The organism is Treponema bryantii NK4A124 (assembly GCF_000421345.1).
Taxonomy (GTDB): Bacteria; Spirochaetota; Spirochaetia; order Treponematales; family Treponemataceae; genus Treponema_D; species Treponema_D bryantii_B.
Map to the genome: position 1 here is coordinate 66,000 of NZ_ATWV01000011.1, position 22,906 is coordinate 88,905.

Here is a 22,906-nt window from a genome sequence, read left to right on the forward strand (position 1 = left end):
CTTCAGCCCGCTACGCCCCATTATATTTACATATAAAAAAAGCTCGTAAGAAACTTACGAGCTTAATTATATAATAAGTATCAATTACTATTGGATTTCAAAATACTGATCATCATGCTTCTCACCAAGATTTTTGATAAAAGCATCCTCATCATTCAAAACCTTCATATAAATACATCTATAACTATCAAGATCATCATCCAAAGGATTGCCTTTATACCCTGACTTTCCTTTTACCAATACAGATCCATAGTATCCAAGAGAATTTCTTTTATTCACAGCATAAATATCTACTTCGTATTCATCACTTTTGTTGTTCTGAATTACAATATTATCCTCTGCATCTTCATCAAATTTAAAACGTTTATATCCTAAATCAAGTAAATCTTCTTCTGAAGATGGACGTTTTGATTTTTTCTTTTCTTCCTGAACATTATTCTGCTGTTGTTGAGCATTCTGCTGATTAATAAGCTGTTGAATCAAAAGGCTATTTACTATTGCAGCCTGTGTATCATTCGCATTTGATTGTGCAAAAATCAGTCCCGAAAGCAATATCAAAAGCAAAAAACCAATAATTTTCTTCATATTTGTACCTCTAAATCTTAATATTTGAATATATCTATATTCATATCTGAATAACTAAAAATTATAAATATTGAGTTTTGAATTGTCAAGCAAAGAAAATAAGCATTATTGAATATTCTATGTACATGAGTTTTAGAGAAAATTTAAAAGATGAGCTGACTTTTCAAGATATGACAGTAAAAGAATTAGCAAATAAAACCGGAATCAGTAAACATACGATTGATCATTACCTTACAACAAATGGAAGCCAACCTCAAGTTGAACTTGCTGTAAGGATAGCAAAAGCATTAAATGTAACTGTTGAATACCTTGTTCTCGGAAAAGCTACCTCTGAACTCTCCGATCAATCTAAAAATCGAATATCTACAATTAAAAAGATAGAACGTCTTCCAGAAAATGATTTTAACTTTATAGAAAGGATTGTAAATAATCTGGAGAAATAATAAGTATACAGAATTCGCCATAATTAAACCCCTCGAGGGGTTTAGAACTTAAAGGGGTCGAATTCGACCCTCTTTGAAATGATAAGAGTAATAACTTAGAAAGCCGCAGCACCAATAAGAACATCAGCTGGAATATGAAGGCCTGCCACAAGTTTTCTTATCATTGAAAGGCTCAAATTTCGTTTATGAGAAAAGACTTCAGAAATTCTGGATTTACTTCCAAGATACTGAACCATATCCTCATTCGTAAGCCCCTCCTGTTCCATTCTGAATTTAATGGCTTCTACAGGATCTGGAGCTTCTATCGGATATTTTTCTTTTTCATACAATTCAACAAGTGCTACAAGAAGTTCAAGTTCATCTGCTTCAGGAGTGCCCTGCTCAGCATCAAACAATTCTTCTATTCTTTTAAGAGCTTCTTTGTATTCTTTCTCATTCTTTATAAGCTTGTTATATGCCATTATACTTCCTCCGCATTAATTTTATCATAGTCTGCATGACTTCCAACAAATCTTATAAACACCGTTTTTGAAGCATAATTAATGCGCACTATTAGGCGATGCTTATTTCCACAAATATTAAATACAACACGATTTCCATTTAAAAAACTTGCAGATCGATACTTCTCCTTTATCTCTGCTGGTGTGCTCCATTGAGCTTTCTGAGCTTCTGCAAACCAGGCTTTCAAAGGCTGTTCAGTTTCTGGTACCCTTTGCCAATAATCGCTCAAAGTTTTTCTGGAAATAACATGCATATAAATAATATAGTTCCCATTTTGGGAACTGTCAAGAAGAATAAAAAAAAAGTCACAGATTTGAAATCTGTGACTTTTCGAATTATAGAAAAGTCGGCAAGCACAGCTTGCCTCTGAGCGTCGCACGCTTTCGCGTGCTTACCGAGTTTTGCGTTCGCAAAACTCGCATCGGCTATTTTCCGATAATATCGCGAGCCAAAATCTTAGCGATGTTTGGTCTCTTTACGAGGTCGCCTTTCAAGCCTTCCTCGCGGGCCTTGTTTACGTAGTTAGGATCCTGGAAGCTGTACTTGAAGTTTGTATGAACATCGTAAGTTCCCTTCATAAGAGCGTAGGCATCTTCTGTCATTACGAGCTCTTCGTCTGTTGGGATTACGAAAATCTTTGTCTTGCTGTCGTCAGCGTGGATGTAGGTTTCTGCATTACCTGTGAATGACCATTCGTTGCGCTGTGCATCAATCTTGATACCGTAGTTTTCAAGACCTGAACAAGCCTTCATACGTGTGATTGGTCCGCGCTCGCCTACACCTGCTGTCCAAACAATTGCATCTACGTGGCCGAGTTCTGCCATGAAGGCACCGATGTATTTTTTGATTCTCAATGCTTCCATTTCGATAGAAAGCTGGCAGAGCTTATCGCCCTTTGCGGCGTCGATTTCGATATCACGGCGGTCAGAATATTTTCCTGTAATACCAAGACAACCACACTTCTTATTGAGTGCCTTGTCCATTTCGTCAGCAGACATTCCAGTTTTTCTCATGATGTAGAAAGGAAGAGCTGGGTCCAAATCACCAGAACGGGTTCCCATTATAAGACCTTCAAGTGGAGTAATACCCATTGTTGTATCGTAGCAAACGCCGTTTTTAACAGCACACATAGAAGAACCGTTACCAATGTGGCAGATGATAAGGTTTGTATCTTTCGGGTCTTTTCCAAGGAGAACTGCAGCGCGTTTTGCTGTATAAAGGAATGATGTTCCGTGGAAACCGTAGCGGCGGGCAGCGTACTTCTCGTACCATTCGCGTGGAATTGCGTACTGGAAAGTTTCTTCCGGCATTGTCTGGTGCCATGCTGTATCCATGATAGCTGAGTGAGGAATGTTTGGCATTACCTTCTGAGCAGCTTCAATACCCATGATGTTAGCTGGCATATGGAGAGGTCCGAGGTCTACTACCTCGCGGAAACCGTCGAGAACCTCAGGTGTAATAAGAACAGACTTTGTGAACTTTTCGCCACCATGAAGTACGCGGTGACCAACAGCTCCAATTTCGTCCATAGATTTGATAACACCAACTTCAGGGTCAGTGATTTCTTTAATGATAAGTTCGATTGCTTCTTTGTGAGTTGGACAAGGGCTTTCGATTTCTGTTTTCTTTCCCTTAGCCTTGTGAGTAATGCAGCTTCCTTCAATTCCGATGCGCTCTACAACACCGTTAGCCATTACTTCTTTGTTGTCCCAGTCATAAACCTGATACTTTGCAGATGATGAACCGCAGTTCAATGTTAAGATTACCATTGATATCTCCTAAAAAATGTATGCAAAAAAAATACGGTGGTTGAGTGCGCCGTATGGCGTATATCGAAACCACCGCATTTAGTATAAAAAAAATAATATGATTTTCAATAAGGTGGTTTCGATACGGCTTCGCCTACTCAACCACCTGCTCGACTCTTCGCCTACTCAACCACCAGCTCAATGTTTCACCTACTCAACCACCATTACTATATTCGCCGAGTTAAACTTCGGCTGTTTTTTATAAAGATACTTCAAAGGATGAACATCGAAGGCATTTACGTACCAGCCGCCGACTTCTGAAAGGTCGATTACACTCGAACTTACCGAGCGGTAAAGAGGAATAACCATGCCCTCGTCCAGCAAAATATTTTCTGCCTGGCCCAAAAGATTGAGGCGTTCGCTTTCACCGGCACTTGCGGCCTGCTCAAGAAGCGCGTCAAACTGTGAATTTTTCCAGCCAGAGTCGTTCATTGTAGAGCCGCTACGGAAGAGCTCCAGGAAAGCCAGAGGGTCCGCGAAGTCACCAATCCAGGAAGTTACAAGGATATCTGCATCGGCCTCCGCGATTGTGGCGTAATATTGCCATGATGGAATTTTGCGGATTTCTAATGCAATGCCAAGGGGCTCAAGACTTTCGCGAATCAGCTTTTCATCTTCTTCTGTAAACTCATTTTCAAAAATATGCATTACAAGAGGAATAACTTCATCTTCTGCCAGCTTATATTTTGCACGGGCATCCTTCATTTTAAGGGAAGCTTCAATCGCGTCCGTATAATCAAAACCATCTATCTGAGGATAGCCCGAAAGCGGATAAACAAGGGTTGTAGCAGGTATCAGATATTTTTTATGCATTGCATCCCAGGGGAAAGCCTCGAGCACTGCATTACGGAACTCGGGCAAATCCCAGACTTTAGAACACTTGCTGTCTGCAGGCTTTTTATTGCTCATCTTAAAATACAGATAACCTGTTCCAAAAGTTGCACTAAGCTGAATTGCCTTAAGATCCAGAAGCTTCTGCTGATTTACCTGGCCAGTTACCCAGTCTACTGCGCCAGTATTATAATAGTAGGTATTATCATCTGCATTATCAGACTGAACAAAGGTTATACGTTCAAGCGTAACATTCTTACTATCCCAGTAATAAGGATTTTTCTTAAGAATATATTTTCGCTCTGCAACTATTTCAAGTTCATAAGGGCCGCTGTATACTTCCGGATTACTATGAGTAATTGAAAAGGCTGTATGGCACAAAATCTTTGGAAGATAATTTGCAGGCGCATTCAGGTATATAGAAAGAACATTTTCTGCACTTGCATAAATTCCAACCTCACTGAAATCTGCCTGGCCCATTCTAAAGGCCTCTGCTCCACGGACAATATCAAAAAGTGAAGAATAAGGAGAAGCCGGATTTGCAAGCATACGAAGCCAGCTGTCACGTACACTCTCGGCTGTAATTTTTTCTCCGTTACTAAAAAAGGCATCATCGCGCAGCGTAATTGTCCAGCGTTTTTTATCGCGGGAAATTTTAAACTCTTTTGCTATTGCATACTGAGGCTCAAGAGAAACAGGACTCAGAGTAAAAAGACCTTCAAAAAGTCCATTGAGAATCTGGGAGTCGCTTGAGTAATTTGTAATCTGCGGATTTAATTCGTGAGCCCGAACCGACTCTACAATTATAAAATTCTGCTGAAGCTCCTGAGGCAGTTTGTCTTTCAAAGCCCGCTTACTTTCCTCAGCACCTTCTATTTCAAGTTCTTCTTCCGGCGTAAGCTCATTTTCTGCATCCGGCTCTGTTTCCTGAGTCTGAGAAAAAAGCGGATTTAAAACAAATGCCGCACATAAAAGCATGGCGGCAAATCTGATATTTTTTTTGATTTTTCTAAACATTATCTGTAATTCCTAATTTACGCATCTGCTCACTTTCTTCTTTGAAAGAAGCATAATCACTGCGTTTCTTATTAGCATTTATTATGGAATTGCGCAAGGCAGAAAGCTCAATCTGCATACCTTTGACTTTCGCTTTATTTTCTGTTGCTACTTCATTCTTAAAGTATGCGTCAAAAGAATTGATAATTACAAATTCAGACTGAAGCTCGGAAATCTGTTTGTTTACAAAACTAAGAACTGCATCTTCGTTTGCAGATTCAATTCGCTGATATTCATTACCTTTTGAAGCGATACCGGTATAAACACGTTCTTTCTTAGAAAGATCTGTTACAAAGTCTGTTACGTTGATTTTCTGAATTCTCTCAACTCCTGTCTTTGCATCCTTTACCGGAAGCTGACAAATTCTTTCAGGTTCTTTTAGATTTAAGGCCTTTCTTAAAATTGCCACAAGCTTATTCCACAAGGTAGCTTTACGTGTAAAAAGAATATCAAAATTTTCACTTAGTTTTGCATGAAGTTGAATCAGAGTTGGAGCACAGGCACCTATTGCAAGAACTGTCTGCATAAGCATTTCTTTTGGGTCAGGGCCTGTTTTTTTCTTTGTTTCGGTTTTTGTTACATTTGTAATGGCGAGCCTTTCCAAAACTGCAGCCTGCTTTGCTTCTTTGTTCGGACCATGATCTTCTTCTATAATTTCATTTACGAGATCATTATAAAAATTCTTTTTGCCTGTTACCTTTGAATAAAGTCTTTTGATTTCTGCAAGCTCTGCTTCTGGGGACTCTGCGGCCTTTTCCTTGTTGAATTCAGGATGTTCAAACAAATCCTTTCTAAGGCCACCCTTGTAAAGCTCGCGCTGAAACACTCCAAGTTCATTAAGAATCTTTCCAATTGCTTTTAATGCCTGGGCACACTTTGCAACGCTGTCATTAATCATACTCTGAACAACATTTGGGGCTCCATTTTTAGCACTATTAATTGTGATTGCAAGAGCTCTGGTGTTCATTTTGGCATTGTTCATTGAAAGGTCATCCCATTCAAAAACATTATTGAAATCAAGCAGTTGCTTTACATTCTGAAGATTGAAATTTTCTACGGAAAAGCGGAAGTAGGTACAAATGTAATCAAGCATCGTTTCATAATTTGAAAAACGTTCGCCAAAAATATTCGGAATATCGCTTTCTGCAAATGGTGATGATTCCGGCACTACGATGGACGAAATCTTCTTGTCCAGACGATAAGGATCCGGAATAATCAAAGACTTCTTTAAAAAACTTTCATACAAATTTCGTACACATGTATGCAAAAGTCTGTACTGACTGAGCAGTTCCTGCAGGCATTCTGAGTTATACCATTCCTGTTTTTTACTTAGGGCTTCTTGCAGCGCCTGATTAAAATTATCCACTTCCATTCTTCTATTATCGGCAGGAATTCCCAATTACTTGCTTAAAATCTTTACAGGAGTTCCTGGAGCAATAGATTCGAAATTTACCTCTAAACGTTCGCCGTTTTTGTCATTTCCAACTTCAAAATAGAAAGTGTCATCAGCGGCCCTCAGAATTTTTCCCTTTATTGTTTTATCTGCCTTAAACTCTGCATCTGCCCCCTCCTCTGTAATCAGATAACGGGCTTTTCCTGCGACATAAACCGGCATATGTTCATAATCACTTGCAAACTCGAGTACTGCACTTGTTTTTGCAAGAGCCATAAGTGTTTCATAAGAATTTTCAAAATAGCCCTTTTGCTCTGCAACATCTTTCCGGCTCTGGTCGAGAGCACTTGTAAGTTTATCAATAGTTCCATTAAGTTCCACATTTTCTTTATGAAGCTTTGCCGTAGTGTCTGCAAAAAGCTGGCTCATTTTATTAACCAGTTTATGAGAAGCCTTTACATAGCCCGGTATGGAGTTCTTTTGAGGAAGAGCTGCTACCGCCTTATCAAGATAAGAATAGTTATCATAAAGAGTCTGATACTCGTTCATTGCAGTAGAAATTTTCTGAGAGTTGATTCCACGCTCGCTCATAGCTGTGCCCGCATTAAAATCTGCTGCAGCAGAAGTATTTGCACTAGAAATAATTGAAGCTGCCTTTGAATCATTTAATCTTGGATCCAGCAAAGCAATTTCGGCCTGGTATTGAGAAGAAACAGAACTTACTGCTGCACGCATATCTTCTGAATTGCGGCGCTGGGTATCTGCAAGCTTCTGGTTCATTTCAGCAATGCGGCTTTCGTACTGATCTTTTATTCTCTTCTGCTCAAGTTCCTTAACACGGCGTTCTGAATCCAGAGCCTTTTCCTTTTCCTGAGCTGCCTGAACTTTTGCTGCATCAAACTCTGCAAGCTGCTTTTTGTACTCTTCTATTTCTTTATCTGCCTGGGCAAGCTGGCCGTCATACTCTTCGTGTATTGCAGCAAGCGCTTCCCTGTATTTTTTATCAGCTTCTGCAACTAATTCTGTATGTTTTCTTTTTGCAAGACGGGTCATAGAGTCAATTACGAAAATATCATTTGTATGAGCGTCTTCTGCAGCCTTAAGTTTTACGGTCATATCACCTTCAATCGTTGCCCGTTTTTTTACGGCATTGTCGTAATTTGCCTGAGCCGCGCCAACAGTGTTCAGAAGATTCTTAAGATTAAGGTCATCAAACTCCGCAACACTTACTGTAATTTCTTCGTTGTGAGAAGAGATCGTTTTTGTCATTATAAAGGCAATTGCAAGAACAATTAAAAAACAGCTGATAAGCATAAGTGCCGAAAAAGGAGAATGATTTTTCTTAGACTTTGCGTATTCCTTTTCGATATTGTATGTCTGCTCAGAAGATGTCTGATGAATACGCTCCAGCTCTTTTCCAAGAAAGAGCATTACTTCCTTATGAATCTGATTTGATTTTTCTTCTTCTGTTATTTTGTTGTCATTGCCCATATTCCGCTCCAATCTGCAGGTGCGCCCTTTGTCCCCATTCGCTCAAGGAATACCTGAGTGACATCCAGTTCAAGACCTTTGAATATTTTGCGGGCTGTCTTCCAGTCGCCGTCGTAGTAAGCCTTTAAGCCTTCTTCAAATTTTGCATACTGTTCAAGCAGGCCTTGGTCCATTTCGTTTGTATCGAATGGGAAGTAGATTTTCTTTCCCTTGGTTTTTCCCTTTACCTGAACTGTATCAATTTCAATAAATTTATAGCGTGCAGTTTCAGCACTTACCTCGTCCTTAATTGATTCCGAAACAACTACCGGAATATGGTAGATTCGTGTTAGTCCCTCCAAACGTGAAGCAGAGTTTACGGTATCGCCGATTACGGTGTTTGTCATATGAGACTGACGAGGGTCTTCAAAGTCGTTGCGTCCGATTGTTCCATAGAAAACTTTACCGCCGTCAATACCAACTCCAACATCAACCATTACAGCCTGGAAGACTCTCTCTTCTGATTCTGTGAGCTTTCGTGTCTTTTCAATTTCTTCACGGCGGGCCTGCATTTCCTGTCGCAATTCTGCAGTTGCCCTTGTAATGTTCCAGGCAGAAATTACTGCGTTGTAAGCCTTTGAACGTTTTGACTCCATGGTTCCGTAAATTGCAAGAATTGCATCACCAATAATAGAACCGACGATTCCCGAGTTTTCATGAACGTTATGAATTACACGGTTATAGTGAACATTCAAAACTTCAATAATATCATTACCCAAAGTTTCCGTACGGTAAGTAAAACTCTTTACATCAGAGAAGAGCATTGCGAGGTCTCGCTGCTTTCCTTCAAGGCCAACATCGCGACCGGCATATGCCTTGGCAACAATATCCTTGGAAACAAATTTCTGGAAGGTATCGAGAAGATTATTAACCTGCATTGAAAGCGAGTTGAAGGATGCGGCCATGTAAGTAACATCATCATTCGGTGCCTTTGAAATATCGATAAGGGCAAGCTGTTTTTTCTTCTGCATTTCAATAAGGTCATCTGTAAAGGAACGGAGAGGTCTGAACTCACGGCGGATTGTGATGTATCCGGCCGCAACAAAAAGGAATGTAAAAATAATAATCAGGGCAGAAATGATTCCGTAAATTCTGTAATTGGCTTCTTTAAGATCGGAACGAAGCTCGGCACGAATTATATAGTAGCCCCAATCTTTCTGATATTTATAAACGCCAAAGTAGTCTCCATAAGGAGAGGCAAAAGAAATGGAACCTTCCTCGACCCCATTCTGCCTGTTGTCATTTATCAGTTTAAGTGCCGCAGCATCAAATTGAGGAATGACCGCAAGCTCGTTTGCATCTGCTAAAAATTCAATTCCACCATCATCTGTTACGCCAAGGGCAAGGCTGTTGGGATTTGCAAAACCGGTTCGGGCAACCTTACACATAGTATCAATACTTTCATCTCTGTTTCCGGAATAAGAATAAATCTGAAACTGATTTGATGAAGTTGTGTAAAGCTCTTTCAGCTGGCTCACCATAATTGTATTATTCAAATCGATTATCTGACGCTGGGTAAGCTGAAGCGAAATAAAGTTCGTTATAAAGTTCGAAAGAAGAATGAGGATAATAAAGATGAGCAGCATCTTTAAGCCAATCGGTATAATCCGCGTCTTTCCAACTCTGGAAAAGATTTTTACCTTGCCAGACACAATGAGCCTCCAAAATAAAATTTCAATTTACGGATTTTTAAATAGATGGGTTTTGATTATCGCAAACGTTGTAGTAACTATAAATTATAAATCAATTGAATAAAAAACGCAATTTTTTTATAGTTACCCTATGTCGAAAAAAACAAAATCAATCGTCAAATCCGGTCTTGTACTTACCCTCATGACATTTGCTTCCCGCATTATGGGACTTGTCCGCGAAATGACAAAGGCATCCTTTCTAGGTACCGGACTTTATGCAGACAGTTTTTCTGTTGCATTTATGCTTCCTAATCTCTTCCGTAAGCTTTTTGCAGAAAATGCAATTTCCGTTGCTTTTATTCCTACTTTTAAGGATTATCTTGCAAAAGAAGATACAATCGAAAACAAAAAAACAACCCAGGAATTTCTTAATGCAACGCTCACTCTTGTAACCTTTCTTACAGCCTGCGTTGTAAGTCTTGGAATTCTTCTTGCCCCTTTTATCATTCCGATTTTCTGTAAGGCCCCAAATCCTGATGTAGCTGATTATGCTGCAAAAATGGAATATTACCTTCTTGAGTTCCAGGAAACTACAGTTCTCACAAGAATAATGTTCCCTTACCTCTTCCTGATTTCTGTAGCAGCCTTTTTCCAGGGCGTTTTAAATACCTGCGGAATTTTTGCACCTTCCGGCTTTACTCCTGTTATGTTCAACGGAATCGTAGTTCTTTCAACTTATGCACTCGCTCCACATACTTCAAATCCGGCACGTGCTATGGCAATCGGTACAATTATCGGGGGCTCAGTTCAGGCTATATTCCAGTGGCCTTTTGTCTACAAAACCGGCTGGAAGACCGGCCTTGCCTCACTGCGCAAAGCTTTTACAAATCCGGGAACCAGAAAGGTTATGGCTCTGCTTGCTCCGACAATCATTGGAATTGCAGCCTATCAGCTTAATGACACAGTTTCTACCGCACTTGCAAAACGCGTAGGTCCCGGAATAGCTTCGAGCCTTCAGTACAGCATCCGCCTGCAGGAGCTGATTCTCGGCATTTTCGCAGTTTCAATCGGAACCGTAATTCTGCCGGATCTTTCTGGCTTTGCAAATAAAAGGGACTGGACTCAGTTTAATTCAATGCTGCTCCAGGCAATCAAAATCATGACTTTAATTTCTATCCCTATTACAGCCTATTCCCTGATTACCGGCCGCGAACTGATTTCCCTGCTGTATAAAAGAAATCAGTTTGATGATAATTCTGTGGCTATGACCCTTGGCATTTTCCGCTTTCATATTGCGGGCCTGCTTTTTATTGCGTTGAACAGAATTATGGCACCGGCCTTTTATGCTCAAAAAAAGCCAAAGCTTCCGACAATTGCGGGACTTATAAATTTCTGCTCAAACATTCTGCTCGTCTTTATACTTTCTAAGCCGATGGGCGGAAACGGAATTGCACTTGCCCTGAGTCTTGCCAGTCTTTTGAACACACTTTTTCTTTTTATCTTTATGAAAAAAATGGAAGCTATTGAAGTTGGCCGCCTAGCCCGCGGCACTCTGATTTACGCTCTTAAGATGTGCGTCTTGTCTGTAGTGGCTGCCCTGCCGACTTATTATCTGCATAAGTTCCTTGTAAGGGCTTTTGAAGACCAGACAAATCTGATTGCCTATGGAGCACCAGTTGTAATTTCGGCACTTGCCTTTGCCACAATCGGAGTGCTGGAGCTGGTGATTACCAGAGATGAGATTGTTGGAGTGATTTTAAGGAAGGTTAGGAAATGAAAAAATATACAAACGATGAATTAAAAGAAATCTACCGTGCCCGCCGAAAGACTCTTGCCAGCGAAATGCAGGCCCACGGCGTAGGTGCCTGCGTATTTATAGACAGTGAAGAGCACCGCGAACCGGCCCTGCCATATTATACAAACCACCCGAGCGACGGCGTACTCATAATTTTTTCAGACGGCTATACTGTGCTTGTTCCCTGGGACGAAAACCTTGCCCGCCAGCAGGCCCAGTACGACAAGCTTGTTCCTTACACCCGCTATAAAAACAAGGACATAGACGCAATTCTTGCGGTACTCAACGTCTGCTATACTCACGGAGAAAACAGCAAGGTTGAACTTCCGCCTTACCTTACCTATCCGACTTACCTTAAGTTTATTGATGCCCTTGCCAGCTACGACTGCCGCTGCAAGGAAGACGGCCTTCATCAGTTTGTTGTAGAAAGCCGTATGGTAAAGGATGAGTATGAAATTGAATGTACCCGCGAGGCTGCCCGCGTAGGCGACCTGATTATTGATGAAATTGAAAAGCAGGTTCGCAAGGGCAAAATCAAAACAGAAAGCGATGTTGCCCTTTTGATTGAAAAACGTCTTCGTGAACACGGCTGCCAGAGAACAGGTTTTGATACTCTGGCCGCAGGACCTTCCCGCAGCTTTGCAATTCACGCCTTCCCGGGATATACCGCGGCAGAATGGCCGGCCCAGGGACTTTCCATTCTGGACTTTGGCGTTGTTTATAACGGATATACAAGTGACACTACTTTAACAATTGCTAAAGGACCTCTGACGGCCGCCCAGGAAAAACAACTTGACCTGGTTCAGAAGGCTTATGATGAATGCGTAAAATTATACAAGCCAGGCCGTCCTATCATGGAAGCAGCGAAAAAGGCAGACAGCGTTTTCGCTGCTGCAAAAAGAAAGATGCCTCATACACTGGGCCACGCAATTGGTCTTGAGATTCATGAGCAGCCACGTGTGAGTCCTCGCACCGCGCCAGAGGTACTTTTTAAACCTGGTATGATTTTAACATGCGAGCCGGGCCTCTACGATGTTGAAATCGGAGGTACCCGGCTCGAAAATGACGTCCTCATCACCGAAGACGGCAATGAGGTTATTACTCATTCAAGAATTATCAGACTTTAGAAAATTGCAACCTGCTGGTCTATAAGGGCAATCTGCTCAAGAATGGCATCTGCACTTACACACAAAGCCTTGCAGAGGAATTTGTCTTCAAGTCCTTCTGCAAGTTTTTTCATATCTGAAATTACATGTCTGATAAGATCATTGCTCAATTCTTCTTCGCAGCAGTCTTCCAGCTGACGATTGTATTCTTCGCCAAGAACTCCGGACTTAATGAGCGACTCTGCAGTAAGAAGAAGTCCTGGTTTGCCGGACATTTTCTGAATGATGTATTCAATTACCATGCGCATGCGGCAGCAATCATATGAGTTCTTATCTTTTTCCGGCAGGAAGCTTGAAAGTGTTCTGAGTTTTTTGAAGAGTTCAAGCTCTGCAGCATAATCTTTTGCTGTTTTGTCGTCATTGAGTATGCGGCCGATTTTATCAACCATATCATCTGCTGTAACAAAGTTATCATCTGAAAGATCTTCGTTTTCTGCAGCTGTTTCTACAAGCGACTTTTCAACAGCAGCCTCTTCTGCTTCCGGACTCTCAGAACCGGTGAGGCTATAAATATCATCTACGGTTACGAATGGGTCTGAAGTTAATTCTTCAAACTCCTGTGCAGAGATTCCAACTAACATATCATCATTCATTGGCTCTTCCTCGTCTTCTGACTCAGCTTCTGTCTGAACTTCTTCTTCAGTTTCAGGTTCTGACTCTGGTTCCTGTTCAGGTTCAACTTCGGTTTCTGCTGCTTCCTCTGACTCTGCAAAATCATCTGAATCTAAACCATCCAGAGCTGCCTCTTCTGCGAGAATATCTTCTGACTCACTTGAAGAAATATCATTCTCATCAGCAAAATCCGTATCACCGAAATCTTCGTCGTAAAGCTGCAGGTCAAAATCATCAGATGGAATTTCTTCTGATGGGGCTTCTTCAGCAGTAACATCTTCTGCAGGCACTTCTTCTGAAGGTGTCTCAGCTACCGGCTCTTCTTCTGCAGACTCTTCCACCTCCGGCTCAACTACAGCTTCCTGAGCAGGCTGCAAATCGTATCCAGAAAGTTTTTCTTCGACAGCTTCATCCACTGCTTTACCAACAGCCTCCTGAATCATCTCTTCATTTTTCTGTTTCAGTTCATCTGCAAGTTCCTTCTGCTGTAAAGCGAACTCACGCTGCTGCAATTCAAAGTCCTTCTGCTGCTGCTCCATTTCTTTTTTCTGGTCTTCCATCTCTTTCTGCTGCTGCTTCAAATCGTCCATCAGTTTCTGAGCTTGTGAAAGAGTTTCCTGCTCCTGGTAAGGCTGAGGCTCTGCGGCTGTTTCTGCCTCAGGCTTTGCAGCAGGACTAATCTCTGATTCTGCAGGCGCACTTACAGCCGGCTCTTCATCAGGCGCAGCAGTAGCCGCATCAACATCAGAACCTGCAGCCGGAGCATCTTCAAAATCAGAAAAATCAAATCCACCTTCATCTTCAGAAAGGCCGTTTTCCAGCGAATTATCATCTTCTGCTGCATCCGGTGTCATCATTGACATAAGATCCGGATTTTCTTCATTTTCATCATAAGAGTCGTCTTCTTCTGTAATAGGCTTTGCCTCTGCATTAGGATCATCATCAAAGTCTTCCCAGAAGTCCCCCTCCTCTCCGGCTAGAGCCTGCTCAATCGGAGGTGTAGTTTCGAGACCATGCAGAGCAGAATCATTTTTCTCTTCAGCTTCTGAATCTCCGTTTGCATTAAGTGCATCGAGCTGATCTGCAGTTTCCTCATCACTTGCGATGAAGCTTGTATCATCTGCAATATTTCCGCCCTCTTCCTCTGTGAGCTTATCTGCATCAACTTCTATAGGGCTTTCACTGTCGTTGTAAATTTCTTTATTTGCTTCTAGTTCAGAATTGATTTTTTCGAGAGCCTTAACTGCAAAGACATTAGGATTCTTCAAACCGATTCCCTTTTCATAAGAAGCCTTTGCCTTATTGAGTTCACCGCGTGCCGAGTTAATTGTACCTAACAGATTATAACCTTCCGGCAAGTGAGGGCGGCTGGCAACAAAATTGTCGGCCATTTCTTCTGCCTTTTCATAGTTTCCTGTTTGAATATAACGATCAGCAGCATTAATCATATAGTCTTTATAATGATGATTTAGTTTTCTGATTTTATCGTAATAAGTATTTGCAGCTTCTTCATCACCACGGCAGACAAAATACTGACCATACAAATCGAGAATCTGTACATCTTTTCCATCGCTCTTTTCATCAATTGTCTTAATCAAATCAAGTGCCTTTTCGTAACGCTGGGCAGAAAGAAGCACATGTGCATACTGCTTGCAAACATCAAGATTTTCAGGAGCAATATCAACAGCATCAAGAATCTTATCCATTGCCTGATCAATCTTCATTCCCTTTTCAAGAGACTTCGAAAGTCCTACAAGAATTTCAATATCATTCTGTTTAAGATCTTCTGCACGCTTAAAGGTTTTTGTCGCATTGTCGTAATCGAACTGATTAAGATAAATACGGCCGAGAATACAAAGCATTTCAACATCATCCGGATGCAGTTTAATTGACTGTTCAACCAGCTCCTGTGCCTGTTTTGTTTCCTGGCACTTGATGAGCAGTTCACTGAAATCGCGGATTGCATCGAGCCAGCCCGGACGGGTTTTTAAGGCAACCTCATAGCAGCGAACAGCCTCCGGATAATTTTTCATGTTCTCATAAACATGAGCAAGATTATAATTCAAAATAGGATGATTCTGATCTACCTGCAATCCTTTCTTATAAGCGGCAATTGCTTTGTCATATTCTTTTTTTGCAAAGTAAATTGAACCAAGATGATTATGAGCAAGAACGTCGTCGGGGTTACGGCTGATTACAGATTCAAAAGAATCAATTGCATCATCATAATCGCCCATCTCTTTATAGGTAAAGCCAAGGTTGTAGTTGATGTTTGGGTTAGCAGAAGAAATATCCTGGGCCTTATGAAGAATATTTACAGAATCTTCATAACGTTTGAGTCGGCGGAAAATAGCTCCCAGGCTTACCATTGCGTCTGTGTTTTCCGGCTTGAAGGTAATTATCTGCTCATAGTAAGGAATAGCCTTTTCATCTTCGCCTGCACGCACATAAATGCTGCCAAGCTCCTTAAGGTATTCGGCGTTAGACTCGTCGTTGCGGAGCAGCTCCTTATAGTAGCGAGCCGCAGTTGCCCAGTCGTGAGCTGTGATTGCATTCTGTGCCTTTGTCAAAATCAAACTGTTTGCCATAGTATTTCCCCTGTTTTATATAACCCTTATTTTAACCTTGCTAATGGTCGTGCAAATACTTCTTTAGAAAGATTTCCTACAACCCTCATATCGTATGCAGACCAGGCTGCAACCGCAAAATAATATATTTTTCCGTTCTCAAGTCCTGTAACTGTATAGGAAGTTGTATTACCAACATTGATTGGCGACTGGCCTTCTATTGCCATACGGCCAAGATATTCTCCCGGTCGTGTTCCATAGTAGAGGTAATATCCGCCTGCTGTATCATCCACCGAATAATTCCACGAAACTGTAACACTTCCGTTACCTGCAACTGCCCTAACCACAAATGGTGGCAGCGGTTCCGGCAGCTCAGTAAAGTCTAGAGAAATAGAAGTAATTGCCGGAGTCTTTTCTCCGTTTCCGTCCGGCATGAGCTCAGCCATAACCTGGAAATAAAGTCCTGTGATTCCCTTGAGTTCTTCTCCGCTTTCAACCGGCTTCCACTCCGGCTCATTTTCTGTCCAGCCAAAAAAGTTTTCACCAGAACGTACGTAGTAGCAGACCGCGGTCTGAGCAGGAACATTCATTTCAGCTTCAAGTTTATTAAGCACCGAACCGGTAGAAACCATGATAGGCTTTGTAACAAAACGGCCGCCACCCGGCTGATACTGCATGTGACCAATACTTCCGGCATTTTCAGCAGACTGATAATCCGGCGGGCTGTAAGGTCTGCGAAGAATTCTAAAATCATCAAGTTTACCGGTATACTCAGAACAAATAGCGACTTCAGAAGGAGTTCCAAGATAGACAAGACTAACATCTCCGCTTTCCTTACGATCGGTAGTTATATAAGTTATATCCTCTGTAATTCCATTAACAAGGTATTCAAGAATTCCGGTCTCACAGTCAAAAGAAAGTACATGATAACTCCAGGTATCAGGAATGATTTTAGAAGAGCCCTTAAGTTCAACTTCATTTTTACCGGCTTCATTCTGATATAAATCAAAAATATTATTCAGTTCCCATTTGATGTGGCCCTTATCAAAAGTGCCGTTAATTACCTGAAATACAAGCTGACCGTCTTCGTTTCTTGAAGATTCCCAGTTGAGAACCATCTCCCCGTTTTCTGCAATCGAAGGACAAAGCCAGAATTCAAAAGAGAAGGAACCCATCAAGCCTTCTGACCCAAAGAAGGTTCCCGGTTTTCCGGAAATTGCAAGACCTCCCATATTACGGCTAAGTCCTGCAGCCTTTTCATTTTTTGTCTGATTTGTCTGCTGAAAACTATTTCTATTAATTACATAATCGCCGTCCGAAATCGGCATATCGGCATCTTCAAAATCAATTAATAAATCTGTGTATTCATCAAAAACAAAAGAGTTTGAGGCAAGTTCAATACAGTCATATCCATAGCGGCCCTTTCCTGTTGTAATTCCTTCCTGCTGCATAAATACAGGCCAGCCGTTTTTCCCACCAAAGAGATATTCCTTAGCAAAAAGTCCAGCCGCACCACAGGCACACATCACAGCCGAAAGCGCTATAATAAGAAGTCTTTTTTTGATACAATTTCCTAACATAACATGACAGCCAAAACTACCGGTGGAAAAGCCGCAGCACGCACAGTCCGCGACGTCCTCCACGAAACAGCTCTGAAAGCTCCTCAATCCAGTGGTGTCTATCTGTGGCGAAACGCAGAAGGCACCGTAATATATGTGGGAAAAGCAAAGAGTCTTAAGAACCGCCTGTCTTCCTATTTTTCAGGACAACAGAGCGTAAAAACAAGACTTTTAATCTCCCACGCCAACTCTATTGAATACATCACAACAGCAAACGAGTACGAAGCTCTGCTGCTGGAAAACAACCTTATTAAAAAGTACAATCCCCGCTACAACATCTGTCTTAAAGACGGTAAATCATACCCTGTCTTGAGAATCACAAAAGAGGATTTCCCAAAGATTTATAAGACGCGCCGCATTTTACAGGACGGTTCAACCTATTTCGGTCCCTTCCCGGATGTTGCGGCTCTGGATACCTTTCTTGATGCAATTTTCAAGCTCTATCCAATCCGTCATTGCAGGACTCTCCGTAAGAGGGATACCCCTTGTCTTTACTACCACATGAAGCAGTGTCAGGCTCCCTGCTGTAATAAAATTTCTAAAGACTCCTACAATTTATACATCGGTGAAATTAAAAAGTTACTTGAGGGAAAAGGTGAAGAAAGAGTAAAGGACCTTCAGGCAGAGATGAAGGCGGCTGCGGCGGCTCTGGACTTTGAAAAAGCGGCCAGATTGCGCGACGGCATTAAAGCCCTTATGGTTCTGCAGAATCAGAATATAGTAGAAAGTTTTGATTCTGATGACCGCGACTATATTGCTTACCACAGCGAAGGCGAGCTGGTTAGCTTTACAGTTCTCAAGATTCGCCAGGGCAAGCTGCTGGGCCGTGAAAACTACCGGGCAGAATCGCTGAACGATAACGACGACCTCATAGCCGAGTTTATGGCTGTCTTTTATGATGATATTCATACAATTCCGCCTCAGGTTTACATTCCCCAGACCAGCGAATTTGAACATATTTCCCGCTGGCTGCATGAAGAAAAGAAGTCGACATCCCAGGTAATTATGGTTGCCTCCCGCGACCTGCCCCGGGACGTTGCCGCCATTCAGATGGCAAAGCAGAATGCAAAGGAAGATATTGTCCGCCGCCTTCGCGACCGCGGTGACACTCCTGCCATGGAAGAACTCAAAGAAAAGCTTGGCCTCGACACTCTGCCGGTTAGAATCGAAGGTTTTGATATTGCCCATATCGGCGGTAAGTGGCCGGTTGCCTCCCTCATCAGCTTTTATAACGGCAACCCGGATAAAAAGAACTACCGCTACTTCCGTCTGCGCACAACCGACGGCCTCATAGACGATTTCGCCTCAATGAAGGAAGCTGTTTCCCGCCGCTATACCAGACTTCTCAACGAGCAGGCCGAACTTCCTGACCTGCTTTTAATTGATGGTGGTATAGGCCAGGTAAATGCGGTAGAAGAAATTCTCAACTCCCTGGGGCTGGACATCCCGGTTGCGGGTCTTGCCAAGCGCGATGAAGAAATTTACCGCCCGGGCAACAGCACTCCAATCTGCCTGCCAAAAAGAAGCGATGCCCTGCGCCTGCTCCAGCGCGTGCGAGACGAAACTCACCGCTTTGCCACAAGCCGAAACCAGAGGCTGCGAACAAAAGAAAACACAAAATCAATTTTCCTCGAATTGCCTGGAGTTGGTGAAAAGCGGGCCCTTCAGTTACAGCGTCAGTTCCTCACTCTGGAAAACCTCGCCGTCGCAGAAGAAAGCGCCGTTGCCCAGTGCCTGCACGTCCGCGCCGACGAAGCCGCAGACATTTTACTAAAAGCCCGCGACCTGGACGCTCAGCGCAAGGAGAAAAAAGACCTTCAGCGTCTTTCTCTGGGCCAGGCCGGCACAACAAAAGAAAAAGCCGCAGAGGCAGGCTACATTGCAGACCTGGCAAGTGCGGCTCTGGCGGCGGCGGAAAATCCACCGGACTACGGCGAGTAAGCGTCATTGCGAGGAGCCCAAAGGGCGACGTGGCAATCCATTAAAAGAATCTAAAACCTTTGATTGTCTTCACAGAATTCCGCTCCACAAGCTCCGGGCGGCAGCGGATAATAGGAGGGACTTCTTTTCCATCAATCTGGTCCAGCATCATCTGGGCCGCAATGTCGGCAATTTCTGTAGTACTTTGGCGGAAGGTTGTGAGACCTAAATATTCAGAAGCAATTTCATCATCAAAACCGATTACAGAAATATCTTCCGGAATGCGCATGCCATGCTTTTTTGCATAATCATAAATACCAAAGGCAATCTGATCGTTAGTTACAAAAACTGCAGTGAGGTCTTTGCGGCGTTTTATGAGACGGCCAAAGGCTTCAGCTCCGCTTTTTTTGTCCCAGGCTGCACTAATCTCATAAAGAGATTCGTCATAAAGATGATGCTTTTCCAGCGCGGTTTTAAAGCCTTCATAACGTTCTGTCGGTGCTGTAGAAATACCATCAACAGGACCTGAAATATAACCTATTTTTTTATGTCCATGATTTACAAGATATTCAGCAGCCTCATAACCGCCCTGCTCATTCGCCGTAATTACGGTACAGATTCCATCAAAAACCGAGTTTGTAGAAACGCGGGGCAAATCTGTTTTTACAAAATCTTCAAAATCAGCAGGAGTATTTGTTGCCGGGTTTATGATAATCACGCCATCAATAGAGCGGAAGTTTGCATGAGAAAAATAAGTCATGTCAAAATGGCGGGAAAGGAAAATAATATCGTAACCAGCCGCTTCAATTTTTTCGCGGAAACGGGTAAGCACCGGCGAGAAGAGCGGATGAGCAAAGCCCATATTCATTCCGGTATCATCATAAATTACACCAATAAGATAAGAACGTTTTGTGGTGAGAGTGCGGGCAGTAATATTTGGTTCATAGCCAAGCTCCTTAGCCTTGGACATAATCTTCTGTCTGGTCTCCTCACTCAAAGAGCCCTGACCGTTTAAGGCCTTAGAGACAGTTGGCGCAGAATAGCCCGTAGCTTCAGCAATGTCGTAAATAGTAACCATAGTAAAAACCCCACAAAATAGATGAAAAAAAAAGCCGACCCGGCAGGAATACGGCTTTCCCAAGGTCGGCAGTCTCAAATCACGGGATAACATACAGGAGGAACCCGTAATATGAAAAAATAGTTTTTAGGCAACCGGTTGCCTAAGTAAAAGGATAAACCTAAATACTTTGCCTAGGAATAGGGGATTTCCCCTACGGTATATAAAAAAGGAGGGCGGAGCCCCGCCCTACGCGCCCACTTCGTTGGTCGCTACCCCACCCAACGGGCTCAAGCGCCGCCCGTAACGCCCGCTATAATTTTTCGTTTATTTTTTACAAAATATCTTGAAATCTGCAAAACACTTCGATATTCTTTCTCACCATCGAGGCAAATATGTCGCAAATCGCTGGTGTTTTAGAAAAATTGGAAGGCACTTCTGTTTATGAAACTTTAGTCCAAATGGAAGCCGCCTATGAAAGAATAGCGTGCGAACAAAAGCAGTGGTACGACGCTGCGAAGTTTTATTGCCCCGAGGGCTGCGGCTCTTGTTGCGAAGGCTTTGAGCCCGACTTAATGGAAGGCGAGTTTCTTTACATGGCAGCCTGGCTCATAGAAAATCAAAACGACATTGCCCTGCAGATTGCCCAGAACAAGTTCCCTTTTGATAACGGCAAAACCTGTCCGCTTTTCAATCCGGCTTCTCCCTATCATTGTTCAATTTATAATGGACGCCCGTTTATCTGCCGCCTTTTTGGAGCTTCAAGCTTCCGTTCCCGCAATGGAGACAAAACCTGGCGGCCCTGCAAGTTCTACCCGGATGATATTCTTGCCGCCCATAAGCCTCCGCTTGCAAAACGCCAGTATTCCGAAAGCGAAACTCTGCAAGTCCTTGGTGCTGTGCCGCCACTTATGAGCGACTTCACAGAATCAATTGCAGCCTCTGCATCCGGGGAAACAGAACTCATCCGCGACATTCTGCCGCCAACTATCCGCCGTCTTTTGTGGCTCATCAACATGAACGACAACGGAAATGATAATCCGAATGGCTCGCCGTCCGGGGCGCCACCTATGGCAGCTTAACCACTTGCCCTTCCATAACATTTCTGATATCTTTTCCAAAGATTTTACGTTTGAGATGAACTAAAGGCCAGAGTCCATAGAGTCCTGCATTACCGGCGACGCCACGGCGCACCGCGTATCACATCTACCAAGTAATTTACTGAACATTTTTATTTTTCTCACAAAACAGGTGGTTGAGTGCTTTGCGAAGCAAAGTGTATCGAAACCACATTCAAGGAGTATCTCGATGAATAAATACGCAAAGCGTTATTTAATCGACACAATGTCTGGTATGGCTCAGGGACTTTTTGCATCCCTGTTGATTGGAACAATTATCAAAACTCTGGGACAGCAGCTTCTCCGCCTGAACCAGAATGTTGTTTTCAAGTTTCTGGTTGATGCCGGAAACTTCGCAACAGACGCCCATGTAGTCGGCGCAGCAATGGCAATTGGAATTGGTTTTGCAATGGGAGTGCCTGCCCTGGTACTTTTCTCGCTGGCAGCAGTAGGAAGCGCCGCTAACGTAACAGGCGGCGCCGGCGGTCCACTTGCAGTTCTTCTTATTGCAATCATCGCCGCAGAAATGGGCTGCCTCGTAAGCAAAAAAACAAAGGTAGATATCATCGTAACTCCGGCTGTTACAATTCTTGTTGGCGCCCTTTTGACAGTTCTGACTGCTAAGTACATTGGCGCTGCCGCAAGCTCTGTTGGAAAGTTCCTGGTATGGACAACAAAGCTTCATCCATTCTGGATGGGTATTCTTGTTTCTGTAGTTGTAGGTGTTGCGCTGACTTTGCCAATTTCGTCTGCCGCAATCTGCGCCGCATTTGGTCTTACAGGGCTTGCCGGTGGTGCCGCAGTTGCCGGCTGCTGTGCCCAGATGGTTGGCTTTGCAGTTCTCAGCTTCCGCGAAAACCGCTGGGGTGGAATCTTAAGTCAGGGTCTCGGAACTTCAATGCTTCAGATGCCTAACATCATCAAAAATCCAAAAACCTGGTTACCTCCAATTATCACAAGCGCAATTACAGGCCCTATCGCAACCTGCCTTTTCAAAATGGAAATGAACGGCGCCGCTGTAAGCTCAGGAATGGGAACCTGTGGTCTTGTTGGTCAGATCGGTGTAATTACCGGCTGGTACGAACCAAGCGAAGTCGCAATCGGTCACGGTGCCGCAGCAATTCAGCCGGGCTTTGTAGACTGGCTTGGCCTTGTACTGATTTGTATCGTACTGCCTGCAGTACTCTGCTGGGCACTCGGCTTACTCTTCCGTAAACTCGGCTGGATTAAAGAAGGCGACCTCGCTTTGAACTAGCAGATGTCACCCCGAACTT

Annotated in this window: 17 protein-coding genes; 6 read left to right on the plus strand and 11 right to left on the minus strand. The window is 42.9% G+C overall.

Annotated elements, in window-relative coordinates:
* Positions 1-87: 87 nt before the first annotated feature.
* The gene (locus G626_RS0111525; RefSeq protein ID WP_022932941.1) at positions 88-585 is read right to left on the minus strand and encodes a hypothetical protein; all 498 of its coding nucleotides are present in this window, start codon (positions 583-585) and stop codon (positions 88-90) included.
* Between the two features lie 125 nt (positions 586-710).
* Between G626_RS0111525 and G626_RS0111530 the strand changes: the two genes are divergently transcribed.
* Positions 711-1,028 (plus strand): helix-turn-helix domain-containing protein, encoded by a 318-nt coding sequence (locus tag G626_RS0111530; protein WP_196800489.1) that lies wholly within the window; start codon positions 711-713, stop codon positions 1,026-1,028.
* 95 nt (positions 1,029-1,123) lie between these two features.
* On the opposite strand, the gene G626_RS0111535 is transcribed toward G626_RS0111530, so the two are convergent.
* The 7 genes from G626_RS0111535 to G626_RS0111570 form a co-directional block, all read right to left on the minus strand.
* A complete protein-coding gene (locus G626_RS0111535; protein ID WP_027727149.1) occupies positions 1,124-1,489 on the minus strand; it encodes a helix-turn-helix domain-containing protein in 366 nt (121 codons plus the stop codon).
* Positions 1,489-1,782: a type II toxin-antitoxin system HigB family toxin gene (locus G626_RS0111540; RefSeq protein WP_022932943.1), complete on the minus strand. Its 294-nt coding sequence runs from the start codon at positions 1,780-1,782 to the stop codon at positions 1,489-1,491. The genes G626_RS0111535 and G626_RS0111540 overlap by 1 nt, the downstream gene beginning before the upstream one ends.
* Positions 1,783-1,954: 172 nt before the next feature.
* Positions 1,955-3,298 (minus strand): acetate kinase, encoded by a 1,344-nt coding sequence (locus G626_RS0111550; protein ID WP_022932944.1) that lies wholly within the window; start codon positions 3,296-3,298, stop codon positions 1,955-1,957.
* A 189-nt stretch (positions 3,299-3,487) separates the two neighbouring features.
* Positions 3,488-5,185, minus strand: a complete 1,698-nt coding sequence (locus tag G626_RS16485) for a peptide ABC transporter substrate-binding protein (protein ID WP_022932945.1) — start codon at positions 5,183-5,185, stop codon at positions 3,488-3,490.
* Positions 5,178-6,596, minus strand: a complete 1,419-nt coding sequence (locus G626_RS0111560) for a hypothetical protein (protein WP_156003318.1) — start codon at positions 6,594-6,596, stop codon at positions 5,178-5,180. The genes G626_RS16485 and G626_RS0111560 overlap by 8 nt, the downstream gene beginning before the upstream one ends.
* A gap of 27 nt (positions 6,597-6,623) precedes the next feature.
* Entirely contained in the window at positions 6,624-8,108 is a 1,485-nt protein-coding gene (locus G626_RS0111565) for a hypothetical protein (RefSeq protein WP_022932947.1), read from the minus strand.
* Positions 8,087-9,799: an adenylate/guanylate cyclase domain-containing protein gene (locus G626_RS0111570; RefSeq protein WP_022932948.1), complete on the minus strand. Its 1,713-nt coding sequence runs from the start codon at positions 9,797-9,799 to the stop codon at positions 8,087-8,089. Before G626_RS0111570 ends, G626_RS0111565 begins: the two co-directional genes overlap by 22 nt.
* 130 nt (positions 9,800-9,929) lie before the next feature.
* Here G626_RS0111570 and murJ point away from each other — a divergent pair, with 130 nt between their 5' ends.
* Entirely contained in the window at positions 9,930-11,555 is a 1,626-nt protein-coding gene (gene murJ / locus G626_RS0111575; RefSeq protein WP_022932949.1) for a murein biosynthesis integral membrane protein MurJ, read from the plus strand.
* The gene (locus G626_RS0111580; protein ID WP_022932950.1) at positions 11,552-12,700 is read left to right on the plus strand and encodes a M24 family metallopeptidase; all 1,149 of its coding nucleotides are present in this window, start codon (positions 11,552-11,554) and stop codon (positions 12,698-12,700) included. Before murJ ends, G626_RS0111580 begins: the two co-directional genes overlap by 4 nt.
* Here G626_RS0111580 and G626_RS0111585 read toward each other — a convergent pair.
* Complete coding sequence (locus tag G626_RS0111585) at positions 12,697-15,939, minus strand: tetratricopeptide repeat protein (protein ID WP_022932951.1); 3,243 nt, start codon at positions 15,937-15,939, stop codon at positions 12,697-12,699. The two genes, G626_RS0111580 and G626_RS0111585, sit on opposite strands and share 4 nt — an antisense overlap.
* Before the next feature lie 26 nt (positions 15,940-15,965).
* Positions 15,966-17,498 carry a fibronectin type III domain-containing protein gene (locus tag G626_RS0111590; RefSeq protein ID WP_022932952.1) on the minus strand — a complete coding sequence of 511 codons (1,533 nt, stop codon included), beginning with the start codon at positions 17,496-17,498 and terminating at the stop codon, positions 15,966-15,968.
* Positions 17,499-17,501: 3 nt separating this feature from the next.
* Here G626_RS0111590 and uvrC point away from each other — a divergent pair, with 3 nt between their 5' ends.
* Complete coding sequence (gene uvrC / locus G626_RS0111595) at positions 17,502-19,478, plus strand: excinuclease ABC subunit UvrC (RefSeq protein WP_022932953.1); 1,977 nt, start codon at positions 17,502-17,504, stop codon at positions 19,476-19,478.
* A gap of 40 nt (positions 19,479-19,518) precedes the next feature.
* On the opposite strand, the gene G626_RS0111600 is transcribed toward uvrC, so the two are convergent.
* Positions 19,519-20,535, minus strand: a complete 1,017-nt coding sequence (locus G626_RS0111600; RefSeq protein WP_022932954.1) for a LacI family DNA-binding transcriptional regulator — start codon at positions 20,533-20,535, stop codon at positions 19,519-19,521.
* A gap of 374 nt (positions 20,536-20,909) precedes the next feature.
* Here G626_RS0111600 and G626_RS16490 point away from each other — a divergent pair, with 374 nt between their 5' ends.
* Entirely contained in the window at positions 20,910-21,596 is a 687-nt protein-coding gene (locus tag G626_RS16490; RefSeq protein WP_022932955.1) for a YkgJ family cysteine cluster protein, read from the plus strand.
* Positions 21,597-21,822: 226 nt separating this feature from the next.
* Positions 21,823-22,887, plus strand: a complete 1,065-nt coding sequence (locus tag G626_RS0111610; RefSeq protein ID WP_022932956.1) for a PTS transporter subunit IIC — start codon at positions 21,823-21,825, stop codon at positions 22,885-22,887.
* Positions 22,888-22,906: the final 19 nt, after the last annotated feature.

Coding starts and splice junctions, on each gene's coding strand:
- G626_RS0111550 (WP_022932944.1), bottom strand. CDS start 3,298: ATGGTAATCTTAACATTGAACTGCGGTTCATCATCTGCAAAGTATCAG.
- G626_RS0111585 (WP_022932951.1), bottom strand. CDS start 15,939: ATGGCAAACAGTTTGATTTTGACAAAGGCACAGAATGCAATCACAGCT.
- G626_RS0111580 (WP_022932950.1), top strand. CDS start 11,552: ATGAAAAAATATACAAACGATGAATTAAAAGAAATCTACCGTGCCCGC.
- G626_RS0111535 (WP_027727149.1), bottom strand. CDS start 1,489: ATGGCATATAACAAGCTTATAAAGAATGAGAAAGAATACAAAGAAGCT.
- G626_RS0111540 (WP_022932943.1), bottom strand. CDS start 1,782: ATGCATGTTATTTCCAGAAAAACTTTGAGCGATTATTGGCAAAGGGTA.
- uvrC (WP_022932953.1), top strand. CDS start 17,502: ATGACAGCCAAAACTACCGGTGGAAAAGCCGCAGCACGCACAGTCCGC.
- G626_RS0111525 (WP_022932941.1), bottom strand. CDS start 585: ATGAAGAAAATTATTGGTTTTTTGCTTTTGATATTGCTTTCGGGACTG.
- G626_RS0111610 (WP_022932956.1), top strand. CDS start 21,823: ATGAATAAATACGCAAAGCGTTATTTAATCGACACAATGTCTGGTATG.
- G626_RS0111530 (WP_196800489.1), top strand. CDS start 711: ATGAGTTTTAGAGAAAATTTAAAAGATGAGCTGACTTTTCAAGATATG.
- G626_RS0111600 (WP_022932954.1), bottom strand. CDS start 20,535: ATGGTTACTATTTACGACATTGCTGAAGCTACGGGCTATTCTGCGCCA.
- G626_RS0111565 (WP_022932947.1), bottom strand. CDS start 8,108: ATGGGCAATGACAACAAAATAACAGAAGAAGAAAAATCAAATCAGATT.
- murJ (WP_022932949.1), top strand. CDS start 9,930: ATGTCGAAAAAAACAAAATCAATCGTCAAATCCGGTCTTGTACTTACC.
- G626_RS16485 (WP_022932945.1), bottom strand. CDS start 5,185: ATGTTTAGAAAAATCAAAAAAAATATCAGATTTGCCGCCATGCTTTTA.
- G626_RS0111590 (WP_022932952.1), bottom strand. CDS start 17,498: ATGTTAGGAAATTGTATCAAAAAAAGACTTCTTATTATAGCGCTTTCG.
- G626_RS16490 (WP_022932955.1), top strand. CDS start 20,910: ATGTCGCAAATCGCTGGTGTTTTAGAAAAATTGGAAGGCACTTCTGTT.
- G626_RS0111560 (WP_156003318.1), bottom strand. CDS start 6,596: ATGGAAGTGGATAATTTTAATCAGGCGCTGCAAGAAGCCCTAAGTAAA.